Genomic DNA, 21,006 nt, shown 5'->3' on the forward strand with positions numbered 1-21,006 from the left:
TCAGGCGCTGAGCCCCGAGGTGAACCGCCGCCGGTAATCCGACGGCGACACACCGAGCCGCGCGATGAAAGTGCGCCGCAGCGCCTCGGGGCTGGTGAAGCCCGCGTCGGCGGCGGCCCGTCGCACCGAGCTGCCCGCCTCGAGCTGGGCGCGGGCCAGATCGAAGCGCATGTTCGCCGCGTATTCGGCCGGGCTGAGCCCGACCTCCTCGGTGAAGAGCCGGGTGAGGTGGCGTGGGCTCACGTTCACGTGCCGGGCGAGTTCCTGCACGCTGTGCCGTCGTGACGGGTCGTCGGCGATCAGGTCCGTCACCGCGCGCACCGGGCCCGGCGGTAGCGCCACCGCGCGCAACGGGGTCGAGAACTGTGCCTGCCCGCCGGATCGCTGGAGGTAGACCAGCAGACCCTGGGCGACCTGACGAGCCACGGCGCTGCCGAGATCCTCGGCGACCAGCGCCAGCGCGAGGTCGATGCCCGCGGCGACACCGGCCGACGTCGCGATATCGGCCTCGCGGACGAAGATGCGATCCGCCAGCACCTCCACGCGCGGATACCGGCGGGCCAGCTCGGGGGCGAACTTCCAGTGCGTCGTCGCGCCGCGCCCGTCCAGCAGCCCGAGTTCGGCGAGCACGAACGCACCGCTGCAGATCGACACCACCCGCCTGCTGCGCGCGGCGAGGGCACGTGCCGCGTCGAGTAGTTCAGGACGGACGAACTGGGCCGGTCGCACCTCGCTGCCCGGCACGACCAACGTGTCGAGCGCGAGCACATCGGCGGCCGCCGCGTCCACAGCAACTCCCCCGCCTACCGAGGTCTGCACGGGTGCGCCGGTGGGTGAGAGCAGAACGATCTCGTAGGCGTCGGCGAACTGATTCGCCTCGACGAACACCTCGGCCGGGCCGACGTAGTCGAGTGCCTTCACCCCGTCGAACAGGAGAAACCCGATACGCCGTGTCCCAGTAGATGCGTTGTGACGTGGGCGATCCGGGGCTACAGACATAGCCACAAATCTACTGTTCGTCCGAAATAGCGGGATTCGCGGCCGTTCCGGTAGGCGACAGCACACCCGCGCTCGACAACTATGAGCAACCTATCCATCCACCTCGTTCGACAGGATCGCCATGCCCTACTTCACGACATCCGACGGCACCGAGATCTACTTCTCCGACTGGGGCACCGGGCAGCCCATCGTCTTCAGCCACGGCTGGCCGCTGAGCTCCGACGCCTGGGCGCTCGAGCGGAAGACCTTCGCCGACGCGGGCTTTCGCGTCATCGCCCACGACCGGCGCGGACACGGCCGCTCCGCGCAGCCGTGGCAGGGCAACGACATGGACACCTACGCGCGTGACCTCGCCGAACTCGTCGAATCGCTCGATCTGCGCGACGTGATCGTCGTCGGGCATTCGACCGGTGGCGGCGAGGCCGTTCGCTACGCGGCGCGCCACGGCCGGGACCGGGTCGCCAAGGTCGTCACCATCGGCGCGGTGCCGCCGATCATGGTGGCCACCGAGGCCTACCCCGACGGTCTGCCCCTGTCGGTGTTCGACAACATCCGCGCCGGGGTGCTGGCCGACCGATCCAACTTCTACCAGGAGCTGGCCCCGTCGTTCTTCGGCTTCAACCGCGAGGGTGCCGCCGTGTCCAAGGGCGCCATGGACGACTTCTGGCGGCAGGGCATGCTCGCGGGCATCCAGGCCGCCTACGAGTGCGTCGCCGCGTTCTCGGCGACCGACTTCACCGAGGACCTGCGGGCCCTCGAGGTACCGATCCTCATCGCGCACGGCGACGACGATCAGATCGTGCCCATCGCGAACTCTGCGCACAAGTCGATCGAGTTGGTGAAGGAGGGCACGCTGAAGGTGTACCCCGGTGCGCCGCACGGCATCTTCGGCTCCTACCAGCAGGAGCTGATCAGCGACATCCTCGCGTTCATCAAGGGCTGAGGGGTTTCCGGCGCGGCCTCGCGCCGCGCCGGTCACTCAGTCCGACAGTCGGTCCAGCAAGGCGTCGGCGGCGGATCGCACCGCATCCATCGCCCCGTGATGACCGACGATGCGCACGATCGCATCCGGGATGACGCGCTCGGCCTCCTCGCCCGCGGCCCCTTGGTCGGACCTGATCGCGATCACCGTCTCGACCAACCGAAACGGCAGAATCCGCGCGTCGTCGGATTGCCCTGCCGCAGCACAGGATTCGGCGGCGAGACGCTCGTAGTGTTCACGCAGTTCGTCGCGGCGGCGGCGGAAGGCGACGAAACGCTCGGTGCGCAGTTCCGGCAGCAGGTACAGGGCGCCGAGATTCCAGCGCGCGCCGCGCAGTTGGCGCACATCGAACAGGGCGAGCGCGTAGAGCTTGGTCGTGGCGTCCTCGGGCTCGGCGTGTAGCTTGTGCGCCAATTCCACCGGGCCCGCGACGGTTTCGGCGAGCAGCGCGTCGAGGATGTCGTCCTTGGCCGCGAAGTGGTGATACAGCGAGGCCTGCCGGATGCCGACCGCGTCGGCGACCGCGCGGGTGGAGGTGTTGGCATACCCCTTGGTGGTGAACAGCTCCGCCGCGGCGTCGAGGATTTCCGCGCGCGGCGTCGTCCCGCGCCGACGGCGCTGTTCCAGCCGGGGACGCCCGGGTCCGAGGTTTGCCACTCGTCGATTGTGTCACCGGTACGTCACCACTCCCGCAATGGGCACCTCACCAGGTGCGATGCGGAACCGTTCAATTTCTGTCATTCGACAGAAACGTAGGCAACACAGAAGTTACGGCACGCCTCGGAGTCGATACACGCACGACACCGTTCGAGCGATCGCGAGCGCAAAACTATCGACTGATAGATATTGGCCGCACCGCCGAAGGACTCCGACATGGCCACGACGCTCGCCACCCCAGCCCCGCCCGACGCCGCGCGCGACGGCGCCGACCTCGCCCAGTTCGGCTACGAACCCGTCCTGCACCGCAAGCTCGGGCGCTACGCGTCCTTCGCGGCGGGCTTCTCGTTCGTCTCCATCCTCACCACCATCTTCCAGTTCTTCGGTTTCGGCTATTCGTTCGGCGGTGCCGCGTTCTTCTGGACGTGGCCGCTGGTTTTCGCCGGGCAGTTCCTCGTGGCCCTGAACTTCGCCGAGCTCGCCGCGCGGTATCCGATCTCGGGCTGCATCTATCAGTGGTCGCGCCGGTTGGCCGGTGGCCTCGTCGGCTGGTTCGCCGGCTGGATGATGGTGATCGCCCAGGTGGTCACCGCGGCGGCCGCCGCCATCGCCCTGCAGGTGGTGCTGCCCACGATCTGGAGCGGCTTCCAGATCATCGGCTCCGACACCGCGCTCACTTCACGTGACGGGGCGATGAACGCGGTGCTGCTGGGCAGCGTGCTGCTGGTGGTCACCACCACCATCAACGTGATCGGGATCGATCTGATGGCGCGGATCAACTCGATCGGGGTCACCATCGAGATCGTCGGTGTGCTCGCCATCATCGGGCTGTTCTTCGCAGGTTCCGAACGCGGTCCGGCCGTGGTGTTGCAGACCGATCAGGCCGCGCCCGGCCCGTTCTGGGCCGCGTTCCTGATCTCGGGCCTGATGGCTGCGTACGTGATGGTCGGATTCGATTCCGCCGGTGAGCTTTCCGAGGAGACGAAGAATCCGCGCCGGGTCGCCCCGCGCACGATTCTGCTCGCGCTGTCGGTGTCGGCGCTCGGCGGTGGGCTCATGCTGCTGGGCGCGCTGATGGCGGCACCGAGCCTCACCGACGGCGAATTGGCCTCCGGTGGACTGGCTTACGTCATCATGGCCAAGCTCGACAGTCCCGCCGGGTCGGTGCTGCTCGGCTGTGTCGCGGTGGCGGTGGTCGTGTGCACGCTCGCGATTCAGACGGCCGGCTCGCGGTTGATGTTCTCGATGGCACGTGACGGCAAGCTGCCCTTCGCCAAGGCCCTTTCCACCGTGCATCCGAGGTTCGGTACGCCCGTGTGGCCCGCCGTGGTGATCGGTGCGCTCGGCATCGGGCTGCTGGTGCTGAACCTGGGCAACCCGGCCATTTTCGCCACGCTGGCCAGTGTGTGCATCGTGAGCCTGTATCTGGCGTATCTGCTGGTCACGGTGCCGCTGCTGGTGCGGCGGATCAAGGGTCTGCCCGCGCCCGAGGACGCGACGTTGTTCACCCTCGGCCGCTGGGGCGTTCCGGTCAACGCGCTGGCGGTGGTGTGGGGCATCGCGATGGTGATCAACCTGGCCTGGCCGCGACCCGAGGTGTACACGCCCGCCGGTGGTAGCTGGTGGCAGTTGTGGGCGGGACCGCTGTCGGTCGGCGTGATTCTCGCCGTCGGTGCGGTGGTGTACCGGGTCGTGGTCACCAGATCCGAGGCGGTCGAACCGGCGGTCGCACCAGCTCCCGCCTGAGCGCCGGGATCACGATCACCACGCTCTGGTGGCGGCATCGCCCGAGAAGCCGACGCCACCAGAGCGTGGTGATCAACCGACCAGCACCTCAGCCCTGCCTGGTGGCCGCCACAACCCGGTCGCTGCGGTGCAGAGGTCGACGAATCACCCTGTCGATCAACCGTTTTGCCGAGAAGTCTCGGCCTGCATGTACGGAGGAGATCCTGATGACGGCTACCCCATCCGCAGACGCCGCGCGGACTCAGGACACCGCACCCACTCCCGCTCTTACGGAGGAAATCGCCATAGCGACCGGATCCACCGACGGCGCGCGAGCCCACGCGCGGGCCCAGGCTGCGGCGGCCACGATCGCCCGCCCGGAGATACCGTCGGGCGTCGAACCGACTCTGGCGCTGCGCATTCCGTCCGGCGGCTATGCGAATGTCGTCCTCGGCCGCGGAACCAGGGTTCGCTTGTCCGACCCCGCCGGGGCAACGTGCGCGCATCTGTTCCTGCTGCGCGCCGAATCGCCCTGGGAGCGCTTGAATGTCGCCGACACCGTGAAGGTCCCGTGGCAGGCGTATCTGAGCGCCGGTCATCCACTGTTGTCGGATCAGGGGCGCGTGCTGGCCACCGTGCTCACCGATACCTCCGGGCACCACGACACCCTGTGCGGTCCGACCGGCGAAGCCCGCCACCAGCTGCACCTGGCCGCAGCCAAGCAGGGGCTCGAGCCGCGCGATGTCGGGCCGTCGATCGCCTTGTTCCGTGGGGTGGGGGTGGGGGCCGACGGTGCCCTCACGGCGACCGGCAACGGTCCGGCGGGCGGGGCGATCGACCTGTTCGTGCATCTTCCGGTGACCCTGCTGGTCGCCAATGCTGCCCACCCGCTCGACGATCGCCCTACCGGCGACCTCGATCTGATCGCCTGGGCCGCAGGCACTGTCGACTCACCGAACGACGACCCCGAGTACCGACGGGCCGTGGAGAACACCGAGGCCGCGTGGGCGGCCGCACAGCACACGGAGGTTCCGGCATGACAACGTCCACCCGCACCGTCGTCCTGGACGAGACTGTTCCGGCGCGGGCGCCGTGGTCGGCGATCGTCCGGGCCGGCGAGCAACTCGAGATCATCGACCTGCACGGCAACCAGGCCGTCGACTGCCTGCTGTACTCGGCTGCCGACCACACCGACCGCTACAGCGCCCAGGCAACCATCGCCGCCCAGCGCAATATCTTCCTCACCACCGGCAGTGTGCTGCGCACCGAACGCGGCACCGCGTTGATGACCGTGGTCGCCGACGAGGTCGGTAACCACGACACCATCGCGGGTGCCTGCTCCCAGGAATCCAACACCCTCCGCTACGGCCACCACACCCGCCACCAGCACGCCTGCGTGGAGAACTTCCTCACCGCCGCCCTCGAATGGGGCCTCGGCAAGCGGGATCTGGTGTCCAACATCAACTGGTTCATGAATGTGCCCGTGGAGGCGGACGGCACGCTCGGCATCGTCGACGGACTGTCGGCGCCGGGCAAGAAGGTGACCTTGCGCGCGGAGATCGACACCCTCGTCCTGGTCTCCAACTGCCCCCAGATCAACAATCCGTGCAACGGATTCGATCCCACTCCCGTCCGAATGGTGGTGACCCGATGAGCCGCACCCTCACAGATTCCGGTGTCACCGCGGCCCCGACCGACGCCATCTTTCCGACCACGGGTGCCGAGGCCGTCCAGGTCTCGAAGTCGGCGCCCGCGTCGGACACCGCAGACCAGGAGCCGTCCGTCCAGCGACGGATCGAGGTCCTCCGGCCCGGGATGCAGACCACCGTGCAGGACTGGCCGGGGCGAATCGGCTACTGGCACATCGGGGTTCCGCCGTCGGGGCCGATGGACGACCTCTCGTTCCGGCTCGGTAACCGGGTGCTCGGCAACGCCGAAGGGGCGGCCGGGCTGGAATGCACGCTCGGCGGGCCCGCGTTGCGGTTCGGTGCGGCGACGTGGGTGTGTGTCACCGGAGCGGTCGCCGAGGTACGGGTCGACGGTCGTCCGGTCGAGCAATGGCGCACGGTCGAGGTGCCCGCCGGTGGCGTGCTCGACATCGGGGCGATCCGTGGGCCCGGCATGCGCACCTACGTGCTGGTTTCCGGGGGCATCCAGGTCGAGCAGTTCCTCGGCAGTGCGGCGACGTTCACCCTTGGCAAGTTCGGTGGCGGCACCGGTGCGGCTTTGCGCGCCGACGACACTCTCGAGCTGGGCGAGCCGAGAACCCGCCTGGCCGCCGCCGTTCCCATGACCGACATCCCCGCCTTCGGCAAGCGCTGGGAACTGGCCGTCACCGAAGGACCGCACGGCGCACCGGAGTTCTTCACCCGCAGGGACTTCGACACCATTCTCGGCACCGACTACGAGGTGCATTTCAACTCCGACCGCACCGGTGTACGCCTGATCGGCCCGAAACCGGAGTGGGCGCGCACCGACGGCGGTGAAGCGGGACTGCACCCGTCGAACATCCACGACAACGCCTACTCGATCGGTGCGCTCGACTTCACCGGTGACACCCCCATCCTCCTGGGCCCCGACGGACCGAGTCTCGGCGGTTTCGTCTGCCCGGTGACCGTGGTTGCCGCCGACCGATGGAAACTCGGCCAGCTCACTCCGGGCGACACCGTTCGTTTCGTGGCGATTCGGTCCGAACATGCCGCTCCCGCACGAGCTTTGGGACCGCAGCGACGCGCATCCACAGGCACGGTCGTCTCGGCGGGACGCGACGGCGACAACGGCATCCTGCGCCGCACCGAAGCCGACGACGAAACCAGCGTGACCTACCGCCGCCAGGGCGACGACGGTGTCCTCGTCGAATACGGCACCCTCACCCTCGATCTCGGCCTACGCGCCCGCGTACACGCCCTGCACCAGCACCTCATCGCCCTCAACGCCCGTGGCGTCCTCGAACTCACCCCCGGCATCCGCTCGCTGCAGATCCGCGTCGACCCAGCCCTGCTTCCCGTCCCGACGCTCCTCGACCTGCTCACCGAAGCCGAAGCGCAACTCCCGAATTCGGATCAGCTCGTCGTCCCGAGCCGCACCGTCCACCTCCCGCTCTCCTGGGACGATCCGGCCACCCGCGAAGCGATCACCCGCTACATGCACGGCGTCCGCGCCGACGCCCCCTGGTGCCCGTGGAACATCGAGTTCATCCGCCGCATGAACGGACTCGCCTCCGTCGACGACGTGTACCGCACCGTCTTCGACGCAGAATACCTGGTGCTCGGCCTGGGCGACGTCTACCTCGGCGCCCCCGTCGCCACCCCCACCGACCCCCGCCACCGCCTGGTCACCACCAAATACAACCCCGCCCGCACCTGGACTCCCGAAAACGCCGTCGGCATCGGCGGCGCCTACCTGTGCATCTACGGCATGGAGGGCCCCGGCGGCTACCAGTTCGTCGGCCGGACCACCCAGGTCTGGAACCACCGGGCAAGACCGTCCGGCACGGCCGGACCCGGCGTCGACCGGTTCGCCGAGGAAGCCGAAACACCATGGCTGCTCCGGTATTTCGACCGCATTCGCTGGCACCCCGTGGAAGCGGACGAGTTGCTCGACCTGCGCGCCGACTTCGCTGCGGGGAAGGTAACGATCACCGCGCAGGACGGAGAATTCCGCCTCGCCGACTACCGGCGCTTTCTCGCCGACAACGCCGACTCGATCGCGACATTCCGGTCCACCCAGGCCGAGGCGTTCGACGCCGAACGCCAATCCTGGCGCACCACAGGCGAACTCTCGGACTGAGGTTCCGGTTCAGAGCCCGTACTTGCGGACGAAATCCTCGGTGACGTCGATGACAGGAAACCCGTGATCGGTCGCTTTGATATCGGTGGCGGTTTCCTCGATCAGCCGCTCGGGCTCAGCGGGCAGATGGCGCCACCGTGCTCGCGGGTCGGATTGTTCGGCAGGCTTGCTGGTCATTGTCCCTCCCGGGTCCTCAGGTTCAGGATACGTCGGCAGACTCCGTTGTCGATGTCGCTGACGGATTGGTCGCATCGCGGAGGATGCGGAGGCCGGTGACCAGGCCGTCGAGTCACTTGTAGCTGACGCCGGTGACTGACGGCACGGTGGAGGTGGCGCCGTTCGTTCGCTACCGTGGGTGCCTGATTTGTCCGAGGGAAGATCGGGAGCGGACATGACGATGGTCGAGGTCGATTCAGCGCGCCTGCGTTCGGAGATCGCCGCCTTCTACGCCGGATTCGGCGTGCCGAACGCACTGACGGCGGCGTTCGACGCGTCGACGCTGCTGGTGCCCCTGGTCGGCCCCGAAGACCGGGTCTTCACGATGGAGTCCGGCGGGGTTGCGTGGTTGTGCGCATTCACGGGTCTGCCGGAGTACGCGCGGTTCATGAGTGCCCGCGGTGTGGTCGCGGATCAGGAGTACCGGTTCCACACCTTCCTCGGTCGACGTCTGCGTGAGTTCGCCGAGGGGCAGCAGGAGCCGACCGGTGTGGCAGTCGACATGTCGGGTGCGGCGCCGATGGTATTCCCGCCGGTCGTGACGGAGGAACCAGCGGCTGATGGTGGGCGTCGCTGATGTCGGATCTGAATGTCGATCCGGCCCTGCTCACTCAGGCCGCGAACGGAATCAACACCATCATCAGCGAGCTCAAAGAATTCGGTATCGAGGAGACCGCTGCGGCCGGGCGTGGGTTCGCGGAGTTGACGATGTCGGCGATGGAGGCAGGTAAGGCGAATGTACAAGCCTCCTTCGAAACGTTCGCCGAACGCTGGTCGTGGGGTGTACGGGCGTTGGTGCAGTCGGGTAACGCCATCGCCGAGATTCTCGACTTGTCCGCAGGTCGTTACCACCTGATCGACGACCAGGTCTCTACCTCGTTCAAGCAGATGTTCACCCACCTCGCGGGGAATCCGCATCTGAGCAAAGCGGAGATCGAGGCGATGGACTGGGGCGAGGTGTTGTCGAACAACACCTGGAATCTCGCCACCCAAGCCGACTACAGCGCGGATTCTTTCGGCAAAGCGTTCTCGCATATGGGTGACAACGTCTCGACGTTGGGGCAGGTGGGCGAGTACCTGGTGTCCGGTGACACGCCTGATCAGAGCGGTTTGGGCAGCATGTTCCTGCCGGATACCGGTGTCGCGGCCAAGGTCGCAGAAATTCAGCGAGCAAAGCAATCCGCCGGGGGGCAGTAGCTGTGGGTATCGGCGATTTCATCAACGATCTCGGTGACTCCATCGAAGAGGGTCTCGAGTCCGCGACCGAAAAGGTCGGTCAGGCCTACAACTCTGCGTTGGACACGTGGTCGGGCGCGGCGAAAGCAGTTGGTGCGGACGGGTTGTCGGAGTGGCTCGACGACGCGGGCGACAAGATCGTCGACGCCACCGGTGGCGCGGTGCCGGAGAAGGAGCTCGGTGAAACCACCGATCCGAAAGAACTGATCCGCGGTGAGCCGGCCAAGATCCGAGAGGTTGCCGAACAACTCGGTCAGATCGGTACGGCGATAGACCAAACCGGTGACGCTCTCCGAAAGATCGATGTCTCCGACTGGACCGGTGACGCATCCACGGCATTCCACGAGGAATTCGCCAAGCAGCCGAAGCTGTGGTGGGACGGCGCAGATGCGATGGGCAAGGCCAAGGGCGCTCTGGATGCCTGGGTGCACGAGGTCGAGGCCGCGCAGACCAAAGCCGCCGAGGCGATCGCGAAATGGCAAGCCGCCGACAACGAGGAACGCGACCGGAAAAACGAGTGGAACGCCAAGTCCGACGAGGATCGCAAGGACAAGAGCCTGACCGACACATGGACCGCCATGCGCGACGAGGCCCGATCCATTCTCAACGGTGCTCGTACACAACGGGATAATGCGGCGAACACAGCCGTCACGGCAATCACCGCCGCCACGGAGACCGCGCCGGAAGAGCCGCCTTTCCTGTCTCGATGGGGAAGCAATTTCGAAGACCTCGGCGCGATGATGGAGCACGCTCAGGCAAACATCACGACCGGGCTGCTGACCTCGCTGACCGGCCTGGTGCAATTCGTGCGGTCGATCAATCCGCTGGATCTGTACAACGCGACGCACCCCGCCGAGTACATGTCGAAGATGTCGGACATGAGCACGGGGATGATCCTCGCGGCCGCAGACCCGAAAGCGACTGCCTCCGCGATGCTCGCCGGGTTCAAGGCGAATCCGACCGAGGCATTGGGAGCCCTCACCGGCGATGCCCTGACGACCCTCGCGACGGGTGGCGCCGGCGGCGCCGCGAAGCTGACTGCCAGCACCGTGAACCGGGTCACCGATGTGGCGGATGCGGGCAACACCGCCCGCAACGTCCTCGACAACGCCGCCGGTGCAGGCGGGCGAAACGCGCCCGAGGCGCCGTCCGCGCCTGCCCAGTCGGTTGCCGATCCCCCGGACAATCCCCCCGCACCGGCAACGAACCCCGCGGCCACTGTCGGCGATCCACCGGCAGCCAACCCGCCCGCCACGCCCGAAGCTCCCGCCGCGAACCCGGCAGGCACCTCTCCTGACGCGCCACCGACCAACCCAGCCGCGCAAGCGGGCGACCCGGCCCCCACCAACCCCGACGGGCAATCGGGCGAGCCTGCTGTGGTGAACCCCGCTGAAAAACCGGGCGACGGCACGAACTCCGCTGACAACCCGTCGACCCTCACCGGCGATTCCACACCCGACAACAATGGTCCCGAGAACGGGAAGCCGGAACCACCCGCCGCTGCGACACCGGACAACGATGCGCCCAACGAACCGGCACCGAACCCGAACAACGCTGACGAGCCGCCTGCCGGCCAACCGAAGCCGGATACAGACGAGTCGTCCCAGAGCGGCGACGACACCACGCCGGACGGACATGACAACACTCCTCCCAAACAAGAGGGGGCACCCTCCCCCGATGCCGACGATCCCGCTACCGCCAATGACGGCGACCCGTCCCACAGCACCGAACCGGGTGGTCAAGATGGCTCGAACAACAACGGTGATCCGCACGTTCGCTCCGAGGTAGACGCCGGTGGCGACGGCAAACCCAGTGTGGGCGAAGAGGCGGGCGACGGCGGTCCCGCCAGTAACAGCACGCGCGACCAGACTTCAGAAGGCGGCGATCCGGTCAACTTGGCCACCGGCGAATTCCTCCTTCCGCTCACCGATCTCGATCTGCCCGGCGTCCTTCGGTTGGTGCTGAAACGCGCCCACCATTCCAACTACCGGTTCGGCCGCTGGTTCGGCCCTTCCTGGTCGGCGACGTTGGACATGCGTGTCGTCGTCGAAGACGAGTGCGTCACGGTCGTTTTCGACGACGGCATGCTTCTGCCTTATCCACATGCCGAGGTCGGTGTCGGCGTCGAGCCGATCACCGGTGGTCAGCGCTGGAAACTCACTCGCACCGAGACGGGTGGATACCGTCTATGGGACCCCGACCGCGAGTTGGTGTGGCACTTCGCACCCGAACCCGCGCTCGGCGGTATCGATACTCTGCTCGGCAATTTCGCGATCTCTGCGATAGCCGACCGCCACCAGAATCGAATCAGGTTCCACTACAACAGCAATGGTGATCCGGTAGAGGTCACCCATTCCGGTGGCTACCGAGTTCTTCTTGATACCGACAACGGTCGCGTCACCACAATCTCTGTGGCAGACGAAGTAGCGGACACCGTTGTGCCGGTGCGTGAATTCGGCTACGAGAACGGCGAATTGACCTCGGAGGTCAACGGAGTCGGTGGAATCACCCGCTTCGCCTACGACGAACATCACCGGATGATGTCGTGGACGGATTCCAACGGCAGCTGGGTGGTCAACACTTACGACGAAGCAGGCCGCGTCATCACCCAGCGCGGCGCCGACGGTGTGTTCAACGCGGATTACGAATACCTCGAACTCGGCGACGGCACGGGCCGTCTCACCCGGCTCACCGACTCACGTGGCGGTGTCACCGGCTACGGATTCGACAACGACCTACGCCTGCGCGACTTCCGCGCTGCCGACGGGGGCCGCCGTCATATCGACTACAACACCGCCCGAAAACCACTGAAGGTCACTGAACCTGACGGTGCGATCACCCGCTACGAATACACCTCTGACGGTGACGTAGCAAAGATCATCCGCCCGGACGGCACCGATATCACCGTCGAGTACGCCTATGCCAACCGTCCCACCGCCATCTCCCAGCCAGACGGCACGACCGTGCATCGAGAGTGGGACAAAGCAGGCAACCTCGTCGCCATCATCGATGCCGCCGGTGCCCGCACCGAATACAAACACCATGCCTGCGGGGCGGTCAGTGAAGTACGTGACCCGGACGGTGCCGTCACCCGCATCGACGTCGACGCGGCAGGTCTGCCGGTCACCATTACCGATCCCTACGGCGCGACTACCGAAATCCGCCGCGACCCCTTCGGCCGTCCCGTCGAGGTCACCGACCCACTAGGCCAGACGACCCACTACGAGTGGACGCCCTCGGGTCGCCCCGCCCGGCGGATCGACCCCGACGGCTTCGCCGAAACCTGGACCTACGACGGCGAGAACAATCTCCTCACCCACACCGACCGCAACGGCGGCATCACTCGCTACACCTACGGCGGCTTCGACAAAGTCTCCACCCGCACCGACCCCGACGGCTCGACCACCCGCTACCTCTACAACACCGAACGCCAGCTCATCGCCGTCATCAACCCGCTCGGCCAACGCTGGACCTACGAATACGACCTCGCGGGCCGGCTGATCGCCGAAACCGACTACACCGGCGCCACCACTACATACACCCACACCATCACCGGCCGCGTCGCGACGGTCACGCCCGCCACCGGCGTCACCCGCCACCACCGCTACGACATCCTCGGCAATCTGACGTCCATCATCGCCGACACAGGCGAATTCCTCTCCTACACCCACGACCCCGCGGGCCGCGTCCTCACCGCCGTCAACGGCACCGACGAAACCGTCACCCACACACTGCGATTCACCTACACCCCCACCGGCCAAGTCGCCACCCAACAACTCGACGACCAACCACCCCTGGTCAACGACTACGACCACCGCGGCCGCCGCATCCGCCGCACCACTCCCACCGGCTCCGTCACCACCTGGCGCCACAACACCCTCGGCCAGGTCACCGCCCTCCACGCCGACGACACCGAGATCTCCTTCAACCACGACCCCGCAGGCCGCCTCACCGGCTGGCGCGTAGGCGAAGTCCAAGTCGACCGAACCTTCACACCCACCGGCACCATCGCCACCCAACAAGTCACCGGCTTCCCCGCCGAAGAATTCACCCTCGACCTCGGCGACTTCGGCCCTTCGACCGCAAACCGCCCCGCCCCCTTCACCATCCGCCGCGACGACTACACCTACCGCCCCGACGGCTACCTCACCCACCACACCACCACCCGCCCCGACACACCCCCCACCCACGCCACCTACACCCTCGACCCCATCGGCCGAGTCAACACCATCACCCGCGACAACACCCTCACCGAAGCCTACGAATACGACCCCCTCTCCAACATCACCGCCAGCCTCCCCACCCCTTCGCCCGATCCCGCCGAACCAGCCGCCCCCCAGCGAATGGAAGGCCGCGAATACCACAACAACCTCCTCGTCCGAGACGGCCGCAACCACTACTACTACGACCCCGCTGGCCGCCTCATCCGCAAAGTAACCACCCGAATCTCCCGAAAACCGGCCGTCTGGCACTACCGCTACAACGCCTTCGACCAGTTGACCGATGTCTATACGCCCGACCAGAACTGGTGGCGATACAAATACAATGCTCTCGGTAATCGCACTTCCAAGGAGCGCGGCGTTGCAAACGGGCAGATTATCGAGTTCTACACCTTCTTTTGGGAATCCAATCGACTACTAGAACAACAAATGGGCGGTGAGAGTACACGGTGGACCTACCTACCCAACTCGTTTACACCGATCGGGCAACACAGTAGGCGAGCAGAACAGATACACTTCAACGCGATCGTCACCGAGAATGTCGGCACGCCGGCAGAATTGATCGAACCGAAAACCGCCAGGACATTATCTCGCGCGACAATACAATTATGGGGCAAAGCGAACTGGTACGGAGAAACGGAAACCCTCCTGCGTTTCCCTGGACAATATTATGATGAGGAAACAGATCTTCACCAAAATTGTCATAGATACTACGATGCCAATACGGGACGCTACCTCACACCGGATCCATTAGGTTTGATCCCGACACCGAACCCAATGATTTATCCGCACAATCCGACTGGGTGGTGCGACCCATTAGGTCTCATGCCCGACGGCTGCGAAGGGGGCGATTCCGAGGCAGGTCCCGGACCATGGAACATGGCTGGACGCGACCCGATGAGTGTCGTTCCCGACCATGCGCAGGTTCGCGAGCTGACTCCCGATCCTAACGGTGGCGCACAGTACGGCCTTGAATATAAATGGGTCGACTCCGAGGGGCGGACGGTGCGATTGAGAATCCATGGTCCTGATGGCAACGCCCCTGAGGGCTCCAACGCAGCTTCCGGTGACACCTATAGAATCCAGTTCGGGCAGAAATATCAAGATGATACCGGCACCCTGCACCCTCGCAATGTTCACAATCCAAATAGTCCACACTACAACCCGAATGCCGCAAATGATTCGCACATCCCGTGGCCGTCAGAATACCCAGGGCTGTAGGCTATAGAGAAGGACCGAACATAGACGGAGGATACCTTGACGATCGGAGAAACCAGAGAGCTGGAACTCATAAGGCGGTTGACTTCGCCGTCGCCCGACATCCGTGAAGACGCTTGCGGGACGGTGACGGACTGGATCCACTCGTTTTCGCCGGAGGAAGTTCATACTCTTTCATCCCTTATCGCAACCCTTGCCGTGGTCGAGCAGAATCCAAAGTGCCGAGAAAGCCAATTGCACGCATTATCCGAACTGGTCGATTCCGGCCATCTCCGGGCGAGCGATTTGTTCGTACTCAAAGTGTTGGATCAAAATGCTCTCACAAATTCCGAAAATGAGTACCTGGAGTACCTTCAAGAAGAATTGCTTTAGAGGCGTCTCCAGGTGAATGAGGTCATGATATGAGAGACGACCCACATGGAGGCGATCGGCGCCAGCGGCAGGAGGCCCGGCGCGATATCACTCCCCGATGGCGGTTGCTGACGGGTTGGTTGCGTCGCGGAGGATGCGGAGGGCGGTGACCAGGTCGTCGAGTTGGGTGGGGGTCAGTACGTCGATGAGCCAGGTGTCGAGGGCTGAGAGGTAGTCGGGGAGGACCTCTTCGAGGCGGTGGAGGCCGGTGGGGGTGAGGGATGCGTAGGCGATGCGGCGGTCGGTGGGGTCTAGTTGGCGTTCGACGAGGTCGGATTTTGTCAGGCGGTCGACCAGGCGGGTGACTCCGCTGGTGGAGAGTTCGGTTTGGGCTGCCAGGTCGGACATGCGTAGGCGGCGGTTGGGGGATCGGCTCAGGCGGAGCAGCGCGTTGAGGTCGAGGCCGGACAGGCCGTGGGCGTGCCAGGTGGGTTCGAGCTTTGCGATGAGTCCGCTGTGTGCCTCGAAGAGCAGGCCGGAGATGGTCAGCCGGGGGTCGTCGAACAGTTCGGACATGTGAAGCACCCTAGTCGATGTTTGCTGCAGGGATTGTTGACATGAGGAATATCTCCGCGTAGACCTATGCATACGCAATATTCCGCGCAGCAAGTATTGGAGTGGGCATGCAGAACAACTGGGTCGCCGGGTTCCGGAACGGTGTCATCAGCCCCGATGAGCAGATCAAGCTCGCCGAATCACGCGAGTTCGCAGACGAGACGGTGCGCCATGTCCTCCACATGGCGGGCGGCGGTACGGCGGTCAGGGTGCGACTGACCAACCGCTACGGCACGACGCCTCTGCACATCGGCGCCGCTCGGGTGGCGCTGCGCAAGGCAGGCTCGGCGATCATCTCCGACGCCGATCATGAGATTCGCTTCGGTGGAGAGCCGAGCGCGGTCATCGAGCCGGGTGCGGATCTCGTGAGTGATCCGATCGACCTGTCGGTTGCCGCTGGTCAAGACCTGTTGCTCAGCCTGTACCTGCCTGAATCGACGGGGCTGGCGACGTTTGCCCATCAACCGGGCGAGATCTCCTATCTCGTCACCGGCGACCGGACCGCTGATGTGGAACTCCCCGATGCGCAGGAAGTCCCGTTCCGGTTCTTCGTCACCGGCGTGGACGTTCTCGACGCCTCCCCGCCCCCGATCGCGGTGGCGTTCGGCGACTCCTGGTTCGAAGGGGTCGGCACTACAGTGAGCGCCAATCGTCGTTCAGTCGATGTCCTCAACGACCGACTCACTCATGGATGGGTGGTCAACAACGGCATCGCGGGCAACCGGCTCACCGCTACCGAGATCGGCGAATCCGGTATAGCTCGTTTCGATTCCGATGCGATCGCGGTACCCGGGGTCACCGACATCCTGGTGAATTTCGGCATCAACGACCTGATTCTCGGTGCGATGGGCGGGCAGCCCTCGGCGACGGCCGACGAACTGATCGCCGGCTTCACCGATCTCGCGAACCGCGCGCACGCCGCAGGCCTACGCATCCACGTCGCGACTATCGGCCCCTACGCCGGCTGCGTCTATCCCGGCATGCCACTCGTGGAGACACAGCCCACCCGTCACGCGGTCAACGAATGGCTGCGCCGGACAGACATTTTCGACTCCGTCTTCGATGTGGACCGTGCGGTGGCCGACCCCGCGCGCCCCGACTTCATCCGCCCCGAATTCGACAGTGGTGACGGTATGCACCTCAACGATGCGGGTGCCGCGGCGATGGCACACACCGTGGACCTTGCCGCTCTCTTCCGCGCGGACTAAGGCACGGTGAGGATCGTCTTGCCCGAGGCATGCCCCGCTTGCAACGCCTGGATCGCCAACGGTGTGTCGGACAGAGCGAAACTCCGTTGGATCACCGGTCGCACCTGGCCCTGGGCGACCAGCTCGGCCAAGTAGGCCAAATCGGCGGCGGTGGGGCGCATAAGGAGTGGTTTGAGGGTTTGACGGGTGAAAAGGTTGGCGACGAGGACCGAACCGAGCCAGCGGATCGGGCCGAACCAGTTGCCACCCGGTGCGCCTGCCGAGGAGATGAAGACGCCTTCCGAGTCGAGGGCGCGGCGGCAGTCGCGGAGTTTCCGGTTGCCCGCGAGGTCGAAAATGATGTCGTAGACCTCGCCGGTGGCAACGAAATCGGTTGTGGTGTAGTCGATGACGCTGTCGGCGCCGATTTCGCGGACCATCTCGATGTGGCGTGTGCTGCAGACGGCGGTCACGTGGGCGCCGAGCGCTTTCGCTATTTGCACCGCGAAAGTTCCCACACCGCCGGATGCGCCGTTGACGAGCACCCGGTGCCCCGGTGCGATCTTGCCGATATCGTGTAAACCTTGAAGCGCGGTCATGCCCGAATCCGGGATGGCGGCCGCTGTTTCCATATCGAGGCCGTCGGGCACGAAGGCGAATGCGTGGGTACCGGCGCGGACGTATTCGGCGAACGCACCACCGGGCACTTCACCGAAAACCCGGTCCCCTACCTGGAATTCGGTAACTCCGGAGCCGACGGCGACAACCTTGCCGGCCAGGTTCTGGCCGATCATCCGATGCTTCGGCCTACGAATGCCGAAACCCAGCCGGATCAAATACGGTGTCCCACTGAGCAAATGCAGGTCACCACTACACAGCGAGGCCGCCTGCACCCGGACAACCAGCTCCCCCTCACCAGCCACCGGCCGAGGCACGATTTCCGTGCGCAGCACTTCCCCACCGCCGTAGCGCGGCGCCACCCATGCCGTCATCCGTTCGGTATCCACATCGGTCATGAGCGACCCCTCCTTCGCACTTACAGCGTAAGTCGCTGACCTCAGACGGTACGCTTACGCCGTAAGTAGGTCAAGGAGGAAAGCATGCCGCCACGTATCCCACTGAACAGGGAACGAATCCTGCGGGCGGCGATCGCCCTGGCCGATGCGGAGAGCCTCGACGCGTTGTCGATGCGCAAGCTCGCCAAGGCGCTCGGCGTCGAAGCCATGTCGCTGTACAACCATGTCGCCCACAAGGAGGACATCCTCGACGGGCTCATCGACCTGGTGGTCGAGGAGATCTACGTGCCCGAGGCGGGTGGTGACTGGCGGGAAGAACTACGCCGTCGCGCGATTTCGGCCCACGAGGTCCTGCTCCAGCACCGATGGGCCACCGGCCTGCTGGGCTCCCGGGTGAATGTCGGTCCCGCGATGCTGCGCTATGTCGAGGCGACCCTGGCCTGCCTGATCGCCGCGGGCTTCACCTACGAGCAAGCCGACCGGGCCTGGAACGCCCTCGACAGCCACATCTACGGCTTCACTCTCCAAGCCATCAATTTCCCCCTCGACCCGTCCGAATACGCCTCGTCCGCAGAGGAATTCCTTCCGCTCATCCCCACCGAAACGCATCCACACATGCACACTCTGGCCTCCCTCGTCATCGACGGAAAGCATTCGGGTACAGCTGATTTCACCTTCGGTTTGAATCTACTTCTCGAAGGACTCGCCGGCCTGCTCCCTCGCTGACAACCCGGATCCACCCCGACAATCGCCGGGGTGGATCACCGAATTCATTGTGTAACAGCGGGCTTCCAGATCCTGCTACGCAGATCCATGCCACGAATGACCTGCACCCGCCACGGCGTCAACCGCAGCACATGCAACCGTGGATCACTCGGTGAGTGCCAGAAGGCGCCGAGGTTGTAACCGGCGCCGCGTGGGCTCGTCTTGCGATACAGGCGCCACACATGAGCTTTGACGTCCACGTCGTCGACCCATTCGGCGTTCGCGTCGACCGCGACGGAGTTGTTCCTCGGCTCCCAGTACGAAAAGCTGGTGTACGGATTGCCCGCGATGTGAGCCGCCTTGACCCGGGTCTTGAAGGTGGCCAGCCAGCCGAGCGGTTGCCCGTCGACCACCTCCCAGACGGGAATGAGCACCCGCGTCCGTGGCCGGTTCTTCGCGTCGACGGTGACCATGGTCGCCGAGACGATGGCGCCCACGTAGGCGTTGAATTCCTCCTCTATCGCGGCGAAGGAGTCCACTGTGATCGTCATGCGGTCACCCGCACCGGCGAGCGAAGCCCGAAGACCATGACCAGCGCACCGAGACCCGCGGCGACCACCGGCACCAGCAACGCCGTCCGGTAACCGTCCAGAATCGCGCTCGGCGCCGTGGCCGCCCCGATCGCGGCGGTGCTGACCGCGGTGACGATCGCCAGGCCGAGGCCCGCGCCGAATTGGAACGAGGTGTTGAGCAGCCCACCGGCCAGACCCTGTTCCTCCTCGACGACACCGTCGGTGGCGGCGATCGTCAACGGCCCGTAGACCAGCGCGAAGGCCAGGCCGAGCAGAATCATGCTGGGGAACATGGCGACGTAGGTCCAGTCGAGACCGATCGGCTGGAACAGCGCGTAGGCCAGCAGGGCGGTGAGCAGGCCACCGAAGATCACCCGGACATTGCCGAACCGGTTGACCAGCCACGGCGTGAGCGTCGGCGCGAGGACGGCATCGATGCCGATGGCCAGCAGGGCCAAACCGGTCTGCAGCGGCGACCAGCCACGCAACTGCTGCAGGTACAGCACCGCGATGAACTGGAAGGCGAAGAACGAACCGGAGAACAGGATCGCGGTGAGATTGGCGCGCACCAACGGACCCGACGCGAGAATGCCGAGCCGCACCAGCGGCGAACGCGAGCGCTGCTCCGTGAGCACGAACACCGTGAGCAATACCGCGCTGATCACCAACATGGCGACGGTCTGCACCGCGCTGACATGGGTCGACCGCTCCACCGCGAGGACGAGCAGCAACACGGCGCCGGTGACGCTCACCGCACCGGTCACGTCGAATCCGCCCGAAGAACGGTCGGCCGGTTCGTCTTTCGGTACCAGCACGATGGCTGCGGCCAGCACGGCGGCCGTCAGGAAGACCGGCGCGATGAAGACCCACCGCCAGTCGATCGAGGTCAGCAGACCACCGACGACCAGACCGAGCGAGAACCCGGCCGCGGCCGTTCCGGCGTAGACGAGCAGCGCTTTGTTGCGCAATCGGCCCTCGGGAAAGCTGGTGGTGATGATGGACAGGCCCGCCGGGGTGAGGAACGCGGCGGCGATGCCCTTCACCAGCCGGGACAGGATCAGCACCCAGCCGTCGGCGGCGAAGGCACCGAGGCCGGAGAAGACCAGGAACATCGCCAGCCAGAACAGGAACATCCGGCGCCTGCCGAGCAGGTCGGCGGCACGTCCGCCCATCAGCATGAAACCGCCGTACCCGAGCACATAGGCGCTCACCACCCATTGCAGTTCACCGGTTGTCATCCCCAGGTCGGCCTGAATCGCGGGGAGCGCGACGCCCATCATCGACACATCCACGCCTTCGAGGAAGATCGCCGCGCACAAGACGAGCAACATCCCCCACACGCGACCGCTCATGCGGGCGCTGTCGGCTTCTAACAGAACCATTTTCATCCGTTCCTCGACACGCGGCCACCCTGGAACGGGTGGCAGGAATCAAGCTTCGACCAGCGGTGATGCCGGGAACAACGGTAAAGTTCTAACGCGTCGGTTAGGCAGACTAACCGATCGTGGAGGGTGGTAG

Annotated in this window: 18 protein-coding genes; 11 read left to right on the top strand and 7 right to left on the bottom strand. The window is 65.4% G+C overall.

Annotation, left to right across the window (positions count from 1 at the left end):
• A complete protein-coding gene (locus ACWEVR_RS07370; protein WP_452466211.1) occupies positions 1–999 on the bottom strand; it encodes a GlxA family transcriptional regulator in 999 nt (332 codons plus the stop codon).
• A 121-nt stretch (positions 1,000–1,120) separates the two neighbouring features.
• On the opposite strand from ACWEVR_RS07370, the gene ACWEVR_RS07375 reads away from it, so the two are divergent.
• Positions 1,121–1,942, top strand: coding sequence for an alpha/beta fold hydrolase (locus ACWEVR_RS07375; protein WP_452466212.1), 822 nt, complete (start codon positions 1,121–1,123; stop codon positions 1,940–1,942).
• Between the two features lie 36 nt (positions 1,943–1,978).
• On the opposite strand, the gene ACWEVR_RS07380 is transcribed toward ACWEVR_RS07375, so the two are convergent.
• The gene (locus ACWEVR_RS07380) at positions 1,979–2,638 is read right to left on the bottom strand and encodes a TetR/AcrR family transcriptional regulator (protein ID WP_452466213.1); all 660 of its coding nucleotides are present in this window, start codon (positions 2,636–2,638) and stop codon (positions 1,979–1,981) included.
• Between the two features lie 216 nt (positions 2,639–2,854).
• Between ACWEVR_RS07380 and ACWEVR_RS07385 the strand changes: the two genes are divergently transcribed.
• The 4 genes from ACWEVR_RS07385 (at position 2,855) to ACWEVR_RS07400 (ending at position 8,152) form a co-directional block, all read left to right on the top strand.
• Positions 2,855–4,384 carry an amino acid permease gene (locus ACWEVR_RS07385; protein ID WP_452466214.1) on the top strand — a complete coding sequence of 510 codons (1,530 nt, stop codon included), beginning with the start codon at positions 2,855–2,857 and terminating at the stop codon, positions 4,382–4,384.
• Between the two features lie 284 nt (positions 4,385–4,668).
• On the top strand, positions 4,669–5,403 hold the full coding sequence (locus ACWEVR_RS07390; protein WP_452466523.1) for a DUF1989 domain-containing protein: 735 nt from the start codon (positions 4,669–4,671) through the stop codon (positions 5,401–5,403).
• Positions 5,400–6,017 (top strand): urea amidolyase associated protein UAAP2, encoded by a 618-nt coding sequence (locus tag ACWEVR_RS07395; protein WP_067485316.1) that lies wholly within the window; start codon positions 5,400–5,402, stop codon positions 6,015–6,017. The genes ACWEVR_RS07390 and ACWEVR_RS07395 overlap by 4 nt, the downstream gene beginning before the upstream one ends.
• Positions 6,014–8,152 carry a 5-oxoprolinase/urea amidolyase family protein gene (locus ACWEVR_RS07400; protein WP_452466215.1) on the top strand — a complete coding sequence of 713 codons (2,139 nt, stop codon included), beginning with the start codon at positions 6,014–6,016 and terminating at the stop codon, positions 8,150–8,152. The genes ACWEVR_RS07395 and ACWEVR_RS07400 overlap by 4 nt, the downstream gene beginning before the upstream one ends.
• Before the next feature lie 9 nt (positions 8,153–8,161).
• On the opposite strand, the gene ACWEVR_RS07405 is transcribed toward ACWEVR_RS07400, so the two are convergent.
• Positions 8,162–8,329, bottom strand: a complete 168-nt coding sequence (locus tag ACWEVR_RS07405; protein WP_452466216.1) for a hypothetical protein — start codon at positions 8,327–8,329, stop codon at positions 8,162–8,164.
• Positions 8,330–8,543: 214 nt separating this feature from the next.
• Here ACWEVR_RS07405 and ACWEVR_RS07410 point away from each other — a divergent pair, with 214 nt between their 5' ends.
• Genes ACWEVR_RS07410 through ACWEVR_RS07425 form a run of 4 tightly spaced genes read left to right on the top strand, consistent with a single transcriptional unit; the run spans position 8,544 to position 15,414 of the window.
• Positions 8,544–8,945, top strand: a complete 402-nt coding sequence (locus ACWEVR_RS07410) for a hypothetical protein (RefSeq protein WP_452466217.1) — start codon at positions 8,544–8,546, stop codon at positions 8,943–8,945.
• Positions 8,945–9,565: a hypothetical protein gene (locus ACWEVR_RS07415; protein WP_452466218.1), complete on the top strand. Its 621-nt coding sequence runs from the start codon at positions 8,945–8,947 to the stop codon at positions 9,563–9,565. Before ACWEVR_RS07410 ends, ACWEVR_RS07415 begins: the two co-directional genes overlap by 1 nt.
• Before the next feature lie 2 nt (positions 9,566–9,567).
• Complete coding sequence (locus ACWEVR_RS07420; RefSeq protein ID WP_452466219.1) at positions 9,568–15,045, top strand: putative T7SS-secreted protein; 5,478 nt, start codon at positions 9,568–9,570, stop codon at positions 15,043–15,045.
• Positions 15,046–15,081: 36 nt separating this feature from the next.
• A complete protein-coding gene (locus ACWEVR_RS07425; protein ID WP_452466220.1) occupies positions 15,082–15,414 on the top strand; it encodes a hypothetical protein in 333 nt (110 codons plus the stop codon).
• Between the two features lie 87 nt (positions 15,415–15,501).
• Here ACWEVR_RS07425 and ACWEVR_RS07430 read toward each other — a convergent pair whose 3' ends face one another.
• Positions 15,502–15,969: a MarR family transcriptional regulator gene (locus ACWEVR_RS07430; protein ID WP_439269001.1), complete on the bottom strand. Its 468-nt coding sequence runs from the start codon at positions 15,967–15,969 to the stop codon at positions 15,502–15,504.
• Between the two features lie 107 nt (positions 15,970–16,076).
• Between ACWEVR_RS07430 and ACWEVR_RS07435 the strand changes: the two genes are divergently transcribed.
• A complete protein-coding gene (locus ACWEVR_RS07435) occupies positions 16,077–17,216 on the top strand; it encodes a GDSL-type esterase/lipase family protein (RefSeq protein WP_452466221.1) in 1,140 nt (379 codons plus the stop codon).
• On the opposite strand, the gene ACWEVR_RS07440 is transcribed toward ACWEVR_RS07435, so the two are convergent.
• The gene (locus ACWEVR_RS07440; RefSeq protein ID WP_452466222.1) at positions 17,213–18,211 is read right to left on the bottom strand and encodes an NAD(P)-dependent alcohol dehydrogenase; all 999 of its coding nucleotides are present in this window, start codon (positions 18,209–18,211) and stop codon (positions 17,213–17,215) included. The two genes, ACWEVR_RS07435 and ACWEVR_RS07440, sit on opposite strands and share 4 nt — an antisense overlap.
• A gap of 84 nt (positions 18,212–18,295) precedes the next feature.
• Here ACWEVR_RS07440 and ACWEVR_RS07445 point away from each other — a divergent pair, with 84 nt between their 5' ends.
• Positions 18,296–18,937 carry a TetR/AcrR family transcriptional regulator C-terminal domain-containing protein gene (locus ACWEVR_RS07445; RefSeq protein ID WP_452466223.1) on the top strand — a complete coding sequence of 214 codons (642 nt, stop codon included), beginning with the start codon at positions 18,296–18,298 and terminating at the stop codon, positions 18,935–18,937.
• 44 nt (positions 18,938–18,981) lie between these two features.
• Here ACWEVR_RS07445 and ACWEVR_RS07450 read toward each other — a convergent pair whose 3' ends face one another.
• Positions 18,982–19,467 carry a pyridoxamine 5'-phosphate oxidase family protein gene (locus ACWEVR_RS07450; RefSeq protein WP_452466224.1) on the bottom strand — a complete coding sequence of 162 codons (486 nt, stop codon included), beginning with the start codon at positions 19,465–19,467 and terminating at the stop codon, positions 18,982–18,984.
• A complete protein-coding gene (locus ACWEVR_RS07455; RefSeq protein WP_452466225.1) occupies positions 19,464–20,870 on the bottom strand; it encodes an MFS transporter in 1,407 nt (468 codons plus the stop codon). Before ACWEVR_RS07455 ends, ACWEVR_RS07450 begins: the two co-directional genes overlap by 4 nt.
• Positions 20,871–21,006: the final 136 nt, after the last annotated feature.

It is taken from the genome of Nocardia sp. NPDC003979, assembly GCF_053605015.1.